The organism is Paenibacillus jilunlii (genome assembly GCF_900102965.1).
Classification (GTDB): Bacteria; Bacillota; Bacilli; order Paenibacillales; family Paenibacillaceae; genus Paenibacillus_AQ; species Paenibacillus_AQ jilunlii.
The window spans coordinates 15,310-29,492 of record NZ_FNGM01000003.1 but is presented as its reverse complement, the minus strand read 5'-3'; the positions used below and the strand labels follow the sequence as shown (position 1 = coordinate 29,492).

14 protein-coding genes are annotated in these 14,183 nt (G+C 53.7%); 6 read left to right on the top strand and 8 right to left on the bottom strand.

Annotated elements, in window-relative coordinates:
* Positions 1 to 178 precede the first annotated feature (178 nt).
* Positions 179 to 1,435 (top strand): DNA glycosylase AlkZ-like family protein, encoded by a 1,257-nt coding sequence (locus BLQ82_RS07255; protein WP_062528520.1) that lies wholly within the window; start codon positions 179 to 181, stop codon positions 1,433 to 1,435.
* Positions 1,436 to 1,525: 90 nt separating this feature from the next.
* On the opposite strand, the gene BLQ82_RS07250 is transcribed toward BLQ82_RS07255, so the two are convergent.
* The 8 genes from BLQ82_RS07250 to BLQ82_RS07215 all read right to left on the bottom strand — a co-directional run bounded on the left by BLQ82_RS07250 (position 1,526) and on the right by BLQ82_RS07215 (position 8,989).
* Positions 1,526 to 2,563, bottom strand: coding sequence for an alpha/beta fold hydrolase (locus tag BLQ82_RS07250; RefSeq protein ID WP_062528521.1), 1,038 nt, complete (start codon positions 2,561 to 2,563; stop codon positions 1,526 to 1,528).
* Between the two features lie 264 nt (positions 2,564 to 2,827).
* Positions 2,828 to 4,054 carry a sensor histidine kinase gene (locus BLQ82_RS07245; RefSeq protein WP_244280721.1) on the bottom strand — a complete coding sequence of 409 codons (1,227 nt, stop codon included), beginning with the start codon at positions 4,052 to 4,054 and terminating at the stop codon, positions 2,828 to 2,830.
* 121 nt (positions 4,055 to 4,175) lie between these two features.
* Entirely contained in the window at positions 4,176 to 4,856 is a 681-nt protein-coding gene (locus tag BLQ82_RS07240) for a response regulator transcription factor (RefSeq protein ID WP_062528523.1), read from the bottom strand.
* Positions 4,857 to 5,151: 295 nt separating this feature from the next.
* A complete protein-coding gene (locus BLQ82_RS07235) occupies positions 5,152 to 5,616 on the bottom strand; it encodes a hypothetical protein (protein ID WP_039834981.1) in 465 nt (154 codons plus the stop codon).
* A gap of 40 nt (positions 5,617 to 5,656) precedes the next feature.
* On the bottom strand, positions 5,657 to 6,367 hold the full coding sequence (locus BLQ82_RS07230) for a hypothetical protein (RefSeq protein WP_062528524.1): 711 nt from the start codon (positions 6,365 to 6,367) through the stop codon (positions 5,657 to 5,659).
* Entirely contained in the window at positions 6,364 to 7,332 is a 969-nt protein-coding gene (locus BLQ82_RS07225; protein ID WP_062528525.1) for an ATP-binding cassette domain-containing protein, read from the bottom strand. The genes BLQ82_RS07230 and BLQ82_RS07225 overlap by 4 nt, the downstream gene beginning before the upstream one ends.
* 194 nt (positions 7,333 to 7,526) lie before the next feature.
* Entirely contained in the window at positions 7,527 to 7,874 is a 348-nt protein-coding gene (locus BLQ82_RS07220) for a four-helix bundle copper-binding protein (RefSeq protein WP_039834980.1), read from the bottom strand.
* A 92-nt stretch (positions 7,875 to 7,966) separates the two neighbouring features.
* Entirely contained in the window at positions 7,967 to 8,989 is a 1,023-nt protein-coding gene (locus tag BLQ82_RS07215) for a CobW family GTP-binding protein (RefSeq protein ID WP_062528527.1), read from the bottom strand.
* A 570-nt stretch (positions 8,990 to 9,559) separates the two neighbouring features.
* Here BLQ82_RS07215 and BLQ82_RS07210 point away from each other — a divergent pair.
* The 5 genes from BLQ82_RS07210 (at position 9,560) to BLQ82_RS07190 (ending at position 14,026) form a co-directional block, all read left to right on the top strand.
* A complete protein-coding gene (locus BLQ82_RS07210; protein ID WP_062528528.1) occupies positions 9,560 to 10,075 on the top strand; it encodes a MogA/MoaB family molybdenum cofactor biosynthesis protein in 516 nt (171 codons plus the stop codon).
* A 220-nt stretch (positions 10,076 to 10,295) separates the two neighbouring features.
* Positions 10,296 to 11,336 carry an ArsR/SmtB family transcription factor gene (locus BLQ82_RS07205; RefSeq protein ID WP_062528529.1) on the top strand — a complete coding sequence of 347 codons (1,041 nt, stop codon included), beginning with the start codon at positions 10,296 to 10,298 and terminating at the stop codon, positions 11,334 to 11,336.
* A gap of 31 nt (positions 11,337 to 11,367) precedes the next feature.
* Positions 11,368 to 12,171 carry an ABC transporter permease gene (locus BLQ82_RS07200; RefSeq protein ID WP_062528530.1) on the top strand — a complete coding sequence of 268 codons (804 nt, stop codon included), beginning with the start codon at positions 11,368 to 11,370 and terminating at the stop codon, positions 12,169 to 12,171.
* Positions 12,168 to 13,211, top strand: coding sequence for an ABC transporter ATP-binding protein (locus tag BLQ82_RS07195; protein WP_244280720.1), 1,044 nt, complete (start codon positions 12,168 to 12,170; stop codon positions 13,209 to 13,211). The genes BLQ82_RS07200 and BLQ82_RS07195 overlap by 4 nt, the downstream gene beginning before the upstream one ends.
* Positions 13,208 to 14,026 (top strand): ABC transporter permease, encoded by an 819-nt coding sequence (locus BLQ82_RS07190; RefSeq protein ID WP_062528531.1) that lies wholly within the window; start codon positions 13,208 to 13,210, stop codon positions 14,024 to 14,026. The genes BLQ82_RS07195 and BLQ82_RS07190 overlap by 4 nt, the downstream gene beginning before the upstream one ends.
* Positions 14,027 to 14,183 lie beyond the last annotated feature (157 nt).

The following is a 14,183-nucleotide window of genomic DNA, read 5'->3' as shown; positions in this document are numbered from 1 at the left end:
AAGATCTTTCTGTAAGCTAAGGAAGCCGCCCCGGCAGGTCCGGGAATGTGCGGGAGATTACCGGAAGCTGAATTAACCCCTGATGCTGTAAAAAATGGCATCAGGGGTTTTTACTTGCTTGTGCTGGGAACATTTGTTCCGTATAATGGAAATAAATCATTAGATCGGGGTGGAATGCGTGACCACTTATTCTCTCAGCAAGCGGCAAGCCCGGCTTTTCCTGCTTCAGCATCAACGGCTCATATCCGGAGGCCTGCCCCCTGGCAAAGCAGCCATTTACGACTTCGTCCGCCATGTGGGCTGCATACAATATGATCCGCTCAGCATTGCCGGGCATAATCATGAGCTTGTGCTGCAGGCGCGGATTCCGGGCTTCGTCCCGGAGCTGGCCTCGGAGCTGCTCTACAAGGACAGGCTGCTGATCGATGGCTGGGACAAGAATATGTCGATCTACTGCACGGAGGACTGGCCGTACTTTCAGCGGCGCAGAGCGATGGCGGCAGAACGCTATCAAGGGAACGAGGCACTCGGAGCCATGGTGCATCATGTCCGGGAAGAACTGACCCGTCGGGGTCCCCTCTCTTCGCTGGATCTGGAGAGCACAGACAAGATTGATTGGGCCTGGGCCCCGGCACGCTTATCCCGTGCAGCCATGGAGAGTATGTACTTTTGGGGCGAGCTCTCTGTACATCATAGGGTCCATACACGCCGCTATTATGATTTCAGTGCAAAGCTGCTGCCTGAGCAACTGCTTGAGGCTGAGGACCCTAATGTGACGCCTGAACAGCACTTCGACTGGTATGTGCTGCGGAGAATCGGCAGCATCGGCCTGCAGTGGAACAAATCCGGAGACGGATGGCTTGGCATCGCAGGTCTGAAGAGCAAGGAGCGGACCGCCGCAATTGAGCGTCTGCTGCTAAACGGCTTACTCCGTGAGGTTCGTGTTGAAGGGGTAAAGCTCCCGCTCTTTATGCGCACAGCAGATGCCCCCGGGTTGGAAAAGATCCTGCTGCGCGGGGATAGCGCTGATGCAGACGGAGCAGAAACAGGTGCTGAGTTCGCAGCTGCACTGGCCCCGCTCGACAATCTGCTCTGGGACAGGGAGCTGATCCGGCAATTATTCGGCTTCACCTACCGCTGGGAGGTCTATAAGCCGGTTGCTGAACGGGAGTACGGCTATTATGTGCTGCCGCTGCTCTTCGGAGACCGTTTCATCGCCCGGTTTGAACCGGTAATGGATAAGAAGAACGGAGTACTGAATATTCTCCGTTGGTGGTGGGAGCCGGACACGGAATTAAGCGCGAAGATGATCCCCGCGCTTGCAGCAGCTCTTGGTTCGCTCGCGAAGTGTACGCGGGCATCGACCGTTAGGTTCGCTCCCGGAGTTGCAGAGAGCAATGGGCTTCAAGGACTGGAAGCCCGCCTTCAACCTTAACAAAAATCTATGAATTACAATTCTATCAATTATCTCAAGTGTATTTACCAAGCTCTACGGCAGACTGACTGATCCCGGCCGCTGCTGCCTCTAGGGAGTTGCATTTGCGCGCGTTGCCCTTACAACAACGTCCCTGATCGCAGCAATGACCGCGTCCGGGCGCTCCAGCTGCATAACGTGGCTGGAGTCCGCGAGGACTTGGTGCGTGCTGTTGGAGGACCAACCGGCTTCCTCGGCTTGCATGTTAGCCCAAGCTGCTTCTGCGCGATTGAACTGTTCGCGCGTGAGGCCGCCTGCGGCCCGTTCGGCTTCGCTGAAAGCGCTCCAAGGCTTTCCCCTGGAGAGCACGGCGAGGGGCAGATGACCGAGGGTGCGGAACGTGCCGGCCTCACGCAGCGAATCTTCGAATACGGCTGCCTCCGCGAAGGCGGCTGCAAGCGATGTCGGCTGATAAGCCGTGATGGCCTTAGCCGTCTGGGACGGCAACTCCGGAACCTCAGCATCGGGCAGCACTAGCCTCGGCAAACCGGTCCACGCTACTGCGGCGAGGGCGCGAAAAGCCATTGGAATCGGATTGCTCGCCGGCTCACCGGTGGCCTGGGCGAGACGCGCGGTCTGGTCAGGGTGCGAGGCGTCGACCAGAACCATCCCGGCGACCTCTTTTCTGTAGTATTTGGTGAACGTCATGACGTACGGGCCACCCATGGACGCACCGGCTAAAATATATGGCGGTTGTTCATTTGCAGCACGCAGGACTTTGTGAAGATCTTCGGCAATCGCGTGACTGTTCCGCTGACCCTTGGCCGGATCGCTCCACATAATGCCGGCCCGGTCATAGGAGCAAACCCGCGTGAACCGGGCGACCTGTTCCTGGACGGGTTGCCATAGTGCAGAGCCGCTTGTATCTGCACCGGCTTCAAGCACGACAAGCGGTGTGCCGCGACCCTGGCAATTCAGATGGATCTGGCGGCCGCCTATGTCCACAAGCTTTCCGGGCGCCGGGAAATCCTTAATAGCCCGGCTGCGGGCCGCCTGTTCATAAAAGCAGCCGATCGAGACTAGAGAGATTGCAAGGATAGAGCCGGTGATGGTCACACGCTTTACCCAACTTCGAATAGATAAACGCATAATCTTTCCTCCCACTGTAAAAGTAATGTTTCTCCTGCTTACTCTCCGAATGACCCCGGTCCAGCCGCGATGCACGTAGACTATGGCCAGGGGTGGAGGAACCGGTTAGCTGAATCATGCAAGCTCTCTCCTATTCATTCATCCAGAGACACTATACCCGTCTTATTTGAAATGAAGATGAACGGAACGTTACAAAAAAACAATCGGAGGCCGGCGGGCCTCCGATTGTGATTAAATCAGATAACATAAGCAGCTATACGGTTGTTATTGGCCCTTCCTGAGCGGCAGCTTCACCGTGAAAACCGAACCTCCGCCGGGCTCTTCATCCGCCCGGATTTCCCCTTCATGCAGCTCCACAATAAGTTTGACGATGGACAAACCCAGTCCGTTTCCGCTGACGGAGCGGTCGCGGGCTTTGTCCACTTTGTGAAACGGCTTGAAAATATCCGTCCGCTGATCCTCCGGTATTCCGATGCCGTTGTCCGTTATGCGGACGACCGCCAACCGGCCGCCGGCATAGACGCGGATGCAAACCCTTCCGCGGACAGGAGTGAATTTAATGCTGTTGCCCAGCAGATTCGTCCATACCTGGCTGAGTTGATCCTCGTCTGCATGGACGGTTACCGGCTCCAGGTCCAATTCGACGGTGATCCCTTTACCGGACCATTGCGGCTCGAGCGCGATGACGACCTTGCGGAGCTGTTCGTCAAGCCGGAAAGCCGCCGGTTGTACGGGATGGCGATCGTGCTGTAAGGAAGAAAGCCGCAGCAGGTTTTGGCTGATCCTGGACAACCTCTCACTTTCTTCCTCAATAATTGTCAGATAATGCATCCGGCTTTCCTCGCTCATCCGTTTCTGCTTCAACGCCTTGGCGAAGCCGGAGATGGACGTCAGCGGCGACTGGATCTCATGCGATACATTCGCCACGAATTCCCGCCTCATCCGGTCCAGCTTGGCAAGCTCCTGCGCCATCTCGTTAAAGCTCGTGTTTAGCTGTCCGATCTCATCCTTGCGGTTCGTCCGGAGCTGCATGTCAAAATGCCCTTGAGCCATTTGCCCGGCCGCATCTCTCAGCCGAAGAAGCGGCTTCACAATTGACCGGGCAGCAGCTAGTACGAGGAAACTTCCGATCAGGAAGACGGTGAACAGCTCCGTGTTGACTTCTTTGCTCGACTGCAGCCACAATTCGTTGCTCTTCAGCATGACGAATAAGGCATACGACTGACCGTCAACCGGGAATGGAAGTCCGACCATCGGATACCGGCCTTCGTGCTCGATGTTCCTGGTCACGCCGCCGGACAGCACGTGACGAACCCGTTCCGCGCCGGGAACGACAGGCTCTGACCTGTCTTCCAGCAGCGGATTGCCGGAGGCGTCGAACAGTTGAACCGTATAAATGGATATGCTGGAAACGTTGTTCATGAAAGGAATCAATTCCGTTCCAGCGGACGAACGGTAGGTCTGAATGATCTGCTTGCCGTTCGACAGCAAGCTGTTCTCCAACGTGTGGGCAAACGGTTCACGGAACAGGAGCGCAGACGCGATAGAAGCGATGATGAGACTGGCAACAATGACACCGATGAAGGTGAGAACGATGCGGGTATACAGCGATTTAATCCCGGTACACCTCCAGACGGTAGCCGAGACCGCGCAGCGTTACAATGCGGAAATCCGAATCGTGTCCGGCGAAGCGCTCCCGGAGCCGCTTAATGTGTACGTCCACGGTCCGCTCATCTCCTTCGTAATCGATGCCCCAAATCTCCGCGATCAGATGATTCCGGGTGAACAACTGCCCCGGATAACTCCCGAGCTTGTAGAGCAGTTCAAATTCTTTCATGGGCAGGGTGAGCTCTAGACCGTCCTTGTTCACCACGTGGTAGCTTTTGCGGTCCAACCGCAGATCGCCAAGGCGTACCGTTTGGGAATAGGCGATCCGGTAACGTTTCAACAGCGCCTTGACCCGAAGCGCAAGCTCCATCGGGTCGAACGGCTTAACGAGATAATCATCGGTACCCAGCTTGAAGCCTTTGATGCGGTCCGCCGGCTCGCCTTTCGCGGTAATCATGAGCACCGGCATGTCTCCAAGCTCGCGGAGCCTGGCACATAAGGCCCAACCGTCCATTCCCGGCATCATGATATCCAGGACAACCAGATCCGGCGGTTGGTTCTCGGTGTATTCCAGCGCTTCGGCGCCGTTTCCCTTCTGTACGACTTCAATCCCTTCATCTTCGAGGTAGAGCCGCACCAGTTCGCGGATATTTGCATCATCGTCTACAACCAGCACTTTGGGCATCTGCTTCCCCCTTTCGGCCTATGCCGCCACATTTTACGGCAACTGTATGAACTCAATATGAACATAACCCCGCAGTTCTGGAAGTTAAGGTATATCGGATTGGTTTACACAGCAAGTCTACCATTTCGGCGAATGTTCTGCGATATAGCGCCGACTCCCACTTAATAAGATGAGTTGCCAGGCGTTGTTCGATGAAACGATTGAGGGGATAGCAACAAACAGCAAATAAAAGGCAGCCCCGAAAAGATTTTCGGGGCTGCCTTTTATCAGTGGAAGGGCGTAAATAGGGATCGGCTCAGATCAAATTCTCTTCTTCAAGTCCCAATTTGCTGTACAGCTCGGTACAGTAGCCCTGGAGCTTAATCTCTAGCCTGCGGGCTTTATTCTTGAACCGCTTCAGTTCACGGATCATATGTGCTCTGCCGGCCGGCGTGAAGGTTTCCTGAATCCGTTCCTTGAAATAATCATGTACAATATGATTACGCTGCTTCCATACGGCCTGCAGCTGGTTGGTTTCCTCTTCCGAAAAAGGGAAGTGATGCTGGATTTCTTTGATGAGCTGGCCGAGTGAATTGCTCAGCTTGCGCTGATACAGTTCCGCAAGATCCGCTTCTGTTGGCGTTTCCCCCTGAGACAGCTTCGTAAGCAGCAGCAGGTTGGTCAACTGCTGCTCCAATGCCTGGCAGTAATAGACGGCCAGGCCGAAATAAGCAAATAGCTCCTTGGATTGTTCACTCTCCGGTACTTGTGTATCCTTCATCGTTCCTCCCGTTCCTCCTTCTATCTATGAATTAGTCTCCTCACAAGCTTTTGCGGTCATCCATCCGGCTGGAGCGGTATAAATAAAATCCGGTTAACAGCATTATATAGACCAGTGCATGCAGGAAGGCCCCCATTACCCGCATCAAGGGCAAGCTATCGGCATTCATCAGGACATCCATCACCGGAGCTGCCGGAGGAAGCAGGAGATGTACAAATGGACCTGGGATGAGTGCGCTCATTTTGTTCGCACCTATGGAGATTATAAGAACCGTAAGCAAAAGACCGGCAGCGTAGCTGGTTTTGGGTACCCAGGAAGCCTGAAGGTATAGAGAGACAGCCATACCTAACAGACCCAGCAGGAAATGGCCGGCGAAGGCGAGTGTCATTCTGTATAGACCTGCCGGTTCATCAAAATGTCCGGTAAGCACCGGATAGATTACAATTAGCAGGTCAAGCAGCATTATAAACAGAACCAAAGTAAGCAATGTACCCAGGTTATATCTCCACTTGCTCTTTGCCTGAACTATCGTTACCTGCCGCTGTACCGGATGCTCGTGATTCAAGAAGCTTAGCCCCATCCAGGCAGAACCGGCAAAAAGAATAATGGCAGTGGCTGCGTAGCTGTTCATCACAGGATTAGGGGTATAAGAATAAAGGATCAGTACCGCAATAATTGTACCGGCAACAGGCCCGAAGTACCGCTGGGAAGCCGTATAGCTGCGAAGCAGATAAACCATAAGCGCCCTCATTCCGCAGCTCCCCCTTTGGCTGGCTTGGGGTCCATCCATTGCTCCAGGCCACCTGTACTCAAACCGCCACAGGGCTCTACAGATACTACTGATCCCCCTGCCGTGAGCACCCGGAGAAGATAGCTATCTGCCGCTGCAGCCTCTATAGTCACTTTTAAATCGTCCCCGGAAGCACCCTCCGGTTCATTATGTATGAAAATAATCCCGGGCATCGCCAAAATGTCCTCTTTACATTGCTCTGGAATGTTATTACAAACTATGTAAGCAGCGGGTGCAACCCGCATATTTTCTTGGCCATAAATAATCTTGACGGTTCTGCCGGCCTGCAGCACATGGACGTTGTCTGCCAAGGCTTCTACTGTCTCTGGCTCATGTATGGAGAACACCAGCGCGGTCCCCCTGCGTTTCAACTCCTGCAGCAGCCTAATCACTGTATGCTGGGCAGGAAGATCCAGACCTGACATCGGCTCGTCCAGCAGCAGCAGCTGCGGCTGTGTAAGCAGACTTTGAATCAAATTCACTTTTTGCAGCATTCCTTTGGAGAATCCGGCCATACTCTGCCTGCGGAACTCTTCCAGGTGAAAAACCTCCAGCAATTCTGTCACTCTGGCTTCTGCTGCAGCAGATGTAAGGCCTGCGAGCTTGCCCATGCAGAGCAAATATTGCTCGGCCGGCAATTTCAGCCCCGGAAAAGCTTCGGGGGCATATCCTACGGTTAGCCTGCGCTCATACCGCACCAGTGTGCCCGACGAAATTTTCGTCAATCCGGCAAGGATGGAGAGCAGTGTGCTTTTGCCGGAACCGTTCCTTCCGATCAGAGCCGTAGCCGTTCCGGATTCCACAAGCAAGGATACTTCGCTCAGCACAGGACGGCGGCCATAAAATTTCGTGGCACGGGTAAGCTCAATAAGTGGTGAAGCATTACCCTCAGCGCGCCTCTGCGTACTGATACCTGCAAGGGTCATTCCTTTATCATCCCCTTAACGTTCTTCCTTCACTTAATTCGCCGGGGCGGCTCCAATTTCCTTTTCAGATGAACAGATTGAATGCTATTAAAGCTAATAAAGCAAAAAAACCAGATGCCAGCAGTATAAACTGCCGGAGCCTCTGGTTTTGGAATCATGCTTTTTTGCAATATATAAAAGGGTTGGGTAACAAATTAAGCGTATACTTCTACCGTATCGCTGATCAAACGGCAGGCTCTCGCTGCGGCACGGCAGGCGTTAATGCATTCCTGGCAATGTGTGTGTATGTGTTTGCTGCTCTCATCGGCACAGCGTTCGCAGATTTCTGCGCACAGGCGGAGAATTTCTGCAACGAACGGACTTTGACGGGTCATGGCCTGTACAGCGAAGGAGCAAATATCCGCACATTCCCGGTCCAGTCTGATACTTTCTCGAAGCGACGCAAGATCATATTGTTTCAGGCTTGAGACGTAGCTATAGTTACAGGCGTTCATAGTTTGGATACAAGCGTCGATGCACTCCTGATATTGAATTCGGGTCATAGCCTTTAACCTCCTGCAATTTTTATAGGGTATGCCTATGTATTAACCTGCAAGAAAAGGAACGAACCACTCCCCTCGGGCGGGGAGCACTGCTACAAACTTCGTTTTACAACAGCCGGTCTGGCCAGAATACGCTTCTCCAGTTGGAGAAGCCGGGTCCGCAGCTCACGGGAAGAAAAGTGCTCTCCGATAAAAACCGCCACATCCGGCACATCGCCCTGGGGGGTGATTTTCATGAAATCCGCCTCTCTGTAGGCGTACTGGAAGAGAAAGCGGCTGGAGGTATCGCTGAACGTGACAATCCCCTTCGCGCGGTATACATCCCTTGGCAGCTCCTTCACAAACTGTTCAAATTCCTCACTGTTCACAGGACGTGTGAAGTAGTGGGTATAGGCCATTACATGATCATGGGAACCATGCACCTCAGCCCCCGCTTCACTGGCTTCGCCGGCATGTGCGGCCTGCATCTCTTCGTCTGCCTGGAAGCAGGCTTCGGCATGAATGCCCCCCATCCCTTCAAGCAGCGCTTCCGGCTCCAAGTCACAACGCACCGCAGGCAGGATTTCCGCATAGGCATTCCACTTGCGCAGGATCACGGTAATCTCTTCCGCTTCCTGTGGAGTTACGCGGTCGGTTTTGTTCAGGATCAGCACCGATGCGCAGCGGATCTGCTCCTGCATCAGCCGGTAGGTCGATCCCTGCTGGGACCGGTACAGCTCAATAAGATGTGCGGCATCCACGACCGTGATCAGACCTTTCAGCTCCACCAGCTGATACAATGAGATTTCTGTTACCGCATCGACAATCTCCAGCGGATTAGCGGCTCCGGTGGCCTCAATGACGACAACATCGGGCGACTCTTTTTTAATCAGCGTAGCCAGCTCTGTGCTGAGATCACCGCGGATCGAGCAGCAGATGCAGCCCCCGAGCATTTCGGCCATTGGCACCGACTGCCCGACCAGCAGCCCGTCCAGATTCACTTCTCCCAGCTCATTCATGACGACCGCCGGCTTTAGCCCTTGAGCTTTCCAGTGATCCAAAAGGCGCTGCAGCAAGGTGGTTTTGCCGCTTCCAAGAAATCCTGACAATATATAAACCGGCATAGCCTGTTCCATGTTTCATCTCTCCCTGCACAAAATTCCGTTATGGTAGCGAGTGTACTACAAGTACCTTTGCGGTGCAAGGCACCGGACAAGTAGAAACGGCTACGCCATCCTTGTCTGAATAGATTTCAGTTTAGCGTTGCCTGGAAGACCTTTGGTATTCCTCGAAAATTTCAAGTGGAAAAAGATTAACTAATGGCTCGGGCACCATCTGTTCCCCACTGGCTAAGTGGAAAAAGGTTAACTAATTCTGCCGGTTTTGCTCCTAACGGAGTAATATCGCCTAATTAAGTTTCCTTTTTCCACTTCATTCTTACAATTGTTGATTTGTGGGAGAAATAAGTTCCCTTTTTCCAACTAGTACTGCTCACCTGCTTTTTCGCAAGCACCAGTTGGAAAAAGGCAATCGAATCCGGCTGAATTCGCGCACCAGCGGGAAATAGAAGGATAATTTAGAGCGCGAAGCATATAAATTATATTTTGAGATGCACAGTTAGCCTTCCCTCTGCTCTCCCGGCTTGTCTTTGCGCCAGCCATCCCCTATCATGAGAAATACATTGATGCAAAAAGGAGTTGGTCCGCTTGTCATCCGTAGATGAACACCGGCGCGAAGCGCCCCAGAGTGTGGCCTGTTATGTGATCACGGTTTCGGACACCCGTACACCGGAAACCGACACCGGGGGCGCGCTGATCCGAACCATGCTTGAAGAAGCCGGATATGTAGTTGCCGGCAGTACAATTGTCAAGGACGACTATGAAGATATCCGCGAGCTGGTCTATAAAAGCTCGGTCCATTCCGGCATCGAAGCCGTGCTTCTGACAGGCGGGACGGGGATATCGCCCCGGGATACCACATATGAGGCGGTAGCCTCTCTATTGGACAAAACACTTCCCGGCTTCGGAGAAATCTTCCGGCTGCTCAGCTTCACCGAGGATATTGGCTCCGCTGCGATTCTCAGCCGGGCGATTGCCGGCACCATCGGCAGCACGGCGGTTTTCTCCATGCCCGGCTCTACCGGTGCGGTCAAGCTTGCTATGGAGCGGCTGATTATCCCGGAGCTTAGGCATGTTATGCGGGAGATCTACAAGGGCACATAATTGTTATCTCAGATTTGAAGGCCAATCTATGATCACAATTAGAAACCCCAATCTAAGGCGAAAGAACCAGGTGTGCTCAGTGAGCTGCACTTGGTTCTTTCGCCTTTTTTGCTAGAGTTAGAGATTTAATTGACATTCTGGGCTGTTGTCCTTATACTGTTGAACACTTTTCGCGAAAGTGGTTTTTGATTAACTGAATGGTTAATCGGAAAGGAAAGAGATGAGCTCACTCCAACAATTGCAACGCAAAGTCAAAACTGTCGTTAGTCCCTTTCACGAGCTGCTGTGCAGCCTGCATGTGCTATACCAGCCGGAGCATCACCCGAAACGTCTGCAATGGGCTAAGGATATCAAGCGCCAAATGCCCCCCGACCTGCTGGAAGCTATAGACACCTTGGGACGATTATCGGATCAATGGATGGGATTAATGCTTCCCGGCCGCAGCGGTACACCCCTGCCGGTAACCGGTGGAATTAACCTGCTAAAAGAATTGCCCGACGCTGAATTCATTCATCTGCTGCTGAACAACAAAATTTCTCTGGGGACCATACTAGAATGGCAGCAAGGTAACAGCAGGACCGGCCGCAAGCCGGGTGGCGGACCCGATGAAGCCAGCCAGTACCTGCTTCAGCATACAGCATCTGTCCGCAACCTGTTGCTCAAGACTCTGGAGACGTATGAGCGGGATTACTTCCGCAAGGAATGGGACTATGTGATGCCTTGGATCAGCACGGCTGCCGCCCAGTTTCAAGAAGCCCTCTCCCGTTCGGCGGAAAAAGCGCTGAATACCCTTCATCCCCGTCTTCGGGCTGCGGAAGGGAGGATTACTGCACAGAAGGCGGAGACGTACTATTTTGCCTATGAAGATCTGCAGAATGTGTATGTCCTTCCCTCCACCTTCATCTTCCCTCACCTGCTGATCGATTGGACAGCAGACAGCCTCGTGCTGCCGCTTGCCGTGGATATTCCCGGATTGCCCTGCAGTGAAGCGCCGCCGGAGGATCTGCTTCGCCAGTTCAAAGCCCTTGGCGATGCCACACGGCTGCGGATTCTCAGGCTGCTCTGGCAGGGCCCGCATTGCACGAAGCAGCTCGCCCCCCTTCTGGGAATCTCGGAGGCTGCTGTATCCAAGCAGCTGAAGCTGCTCAGTGAAGCGGGGCTGGCAGGAGCCGAGCGCAAGGGGAACTATTTATTTTACACCAGCCGGAAAGAGGCCTTCGACAGCTTGATTGTGATGCAGAGGCAGTACTTTGAACAATAAGACCCGATCATCATAAAGGAGTTGTCCGCCCGTGTGGCACACCGTTTTTGCAACAGCAGCCAGAAACCAGAGAGCAAATCTCAGAGCCTTTCCCTGGGCTTTTACCCTGGGTCATATAATTGAAGGCGGGTATCTGGTCCTCGTCTCCTATTTCTCCTACGTCTATCTTATCCAGGGGGATTTGGATGACAGATTCGCACTTTATGCCGGCAGCGGCAATTATCTGGCTTACGCCATCATAGGCGGGGCACTGAATGTATTCTCCGTCAGCATGATGATGAATGTGTCCAGAGCACTTATTACCGAATGGCGTGAAGGCACGCTGGAGGCGCTGCTGCTCTCCCCCTCCAGCCGGAACGGCTATTTTCTGGGCACGGCCCTTCAGCAGTTTTACCGCAGCGGAATGGTGCTGCTTGCTGTACTCGTATTCGGAATTTTAGCGGGAATGCGTCTCTCTGCACCACATCTGCTTTCGGTAGGGGTAAGCGGTGGGCTTTTTATACTTTCCTGTTATGCCATGGCTCTGGTGCTGGGGAGCATCATGCTATATACACGGGATACCTATATCGTTCAAAACACATTGTTCGCGGTGACCACGCTGCTGTGCGGCTTTCAGTTCCCGCGGCAATATTTGCCCGGATTTCTGCAGGCGGCCGGCGGGGTGTTCCCGCTGACCTCTTCCCTCCAGCTTCTGCGGAGAACTCTCCTTACGGGTGAAGCGATCCCGCTGCGTGACACACTGCCGGCACTTCTGCTTAGTCTGGTATACATAGCTGTGGGGATGTGGAGCAACCGTCTGGTAGAACGGGGATTATTTGAGAAGTATCAAGCATGAAAGGAATGAGAAACATGATCCAAATGAATGAAGTGACCAAAATATATGAAACCAAAAACAGGCTCGGACTCTTCCGTGCGGAGACCCGGACCGTGACCGCCGTCCAATCCCTGACACTGAGCATCGCCAAAGGTGAGATTGTGGGTCTGCTGGGCCTGAACGGCGCCGGCAAAACCACAACCATCCGCATGCTGTCCACTCTGCTTGACCCCACCTCAGGGAGCATTGAGATCGACGGAATGCCCATGGCAGACAACCGCCGCTCTGTGCAGCAAAAAGTCAACATGATTGCCGGTGGCGAGCGCATGCTGTACTGGAGGCTCACCGGCCGGGAAAATCTGCAGTATTTCGGCCGGCTCTACGGGCTGAATACTGCAAAGATCCGCAGCCTGAGCGACTTGCTGCTGGCTGAAGTGGGACTCACGGCAGCGGCAGATCAGCCTGTGGAGCAATATTCCAAAGGAATGAAGCAGCGCCTGCAAATTGCCCGCGGCCTGATCAATGATCCGGAGTATTTATTTTTGGATGAACCTACACTGGGTCTGGATGCACCGATTGCCAGACAGCTTCGCAGCACTGTGCGCAGCCTCGCCAAAGAGCATGGGAAAGGCATCCTGCTGACCAGCCATTATCTTCAGGAGGTTGAAGAGCTGTGTGACCGGGTCTACGTGCTGAACCGCGGCAGGCTGCTGCTGTGTGACAAGCCTGACGCGATCGTCAGGCAGGTTGCAGGGCTGCAGACTGCCCATCTGCAGGTTAGCGGATGGGATGAGGCACTGCGGCCGCTGCTGCAGGAGCACCTTGGCAAGCTGGGGCATCCTGCAGAGCTGATCGGCGGTGTCAAGGACAGTGATGGAAATTCCGCCAGCCGGTCAGAAGAATCTTACCGGATCTCTGTGCGGTCCACTTCTGCCGACATGCTGATTACTGAGCTTCTTCCCTGGACGATGCAATACGGACTTCGGATTAACGGCTTCACTTGCGACAAGCCCAATCTGGAGGATGCGATTATTCTGCTCTCGGAAGGAAGGGTATCATGAATATAGAAAGGTTATGGTCCACCACTTTAGCAGAGCTCTCCAAACAGCACCGTAACCGCTCCAGGGGCAAGTTTGTTTTCTTTTCTCTGCTGCTGTGGCCCGCGCTCGGCTTCCTGACCTCCTATTTCACCATGAAGCCGTACCGCAGCGGAGCCGGCTCTGTCCTCTCCCGGATCATTCCCGATGAGCGAATCCCTCTGTTTCTGCTGAGCGGCTATCTGGTATTTCAGCTGTTCTGGACAGTAGTCGAGGCGGCCTGGCTGTTCGAGCTGGAACGCAAGGGCGGCACGGTGGAAGCTGTCTTTCTGACACCTGCGCCCAAAATGGCTTTTCTGTACGGACGTTCCCTATATTCACTGTTTCATGGAATCTGGATGTTTGCAGTCTTTTCGCTGCTGACCTTCCTGTTCGTCTCTGATGCTTCTACCGTGAATTGGGCCGCCCTGATTCCTGCCCTGCTGCTGATTATGGCAGCGGCAGTCATCTGGGGCGCGCTGCTGTGCGCAGTTTCGCTGTTCTCGCGGGAGTCTTCGTTTCTATACTACATATTCCAGACACCCATGGAGCTGTTCGGCGGGGTTCGCATTCCTCCTGCCGTATTCCCGGTCTGGGCGACCGGGCTGTCCGCGCTGTTTCCGGTCACCTACAGCCTGATTCTGGTGCGCGGAGCCTTATACGGCCATATCGGCGCCGGCTGGTGGCGGGCATTCCTTATCCTGCTGGCAGGCAGTATCTTGCTTGTCTTCTGCACACGTTATCTGCTCTCACGTGCTGAAAAACACGCCCGAAAAAAAGGAAATTGGACTTTATTTTAAAAAAAGGCCGGAACAGCTCCCTTCCTGCGGATGCTGATACCGGCCTGCGGTTAACCGCTTGGCTAAATTAACAAAAATATACCTAAGGAAGGCGCAAAGATCAATCCTTGAGCTGGCTAAGGTTTTGTGATCAGCCGGGTGACCAGGTCAGGGATGT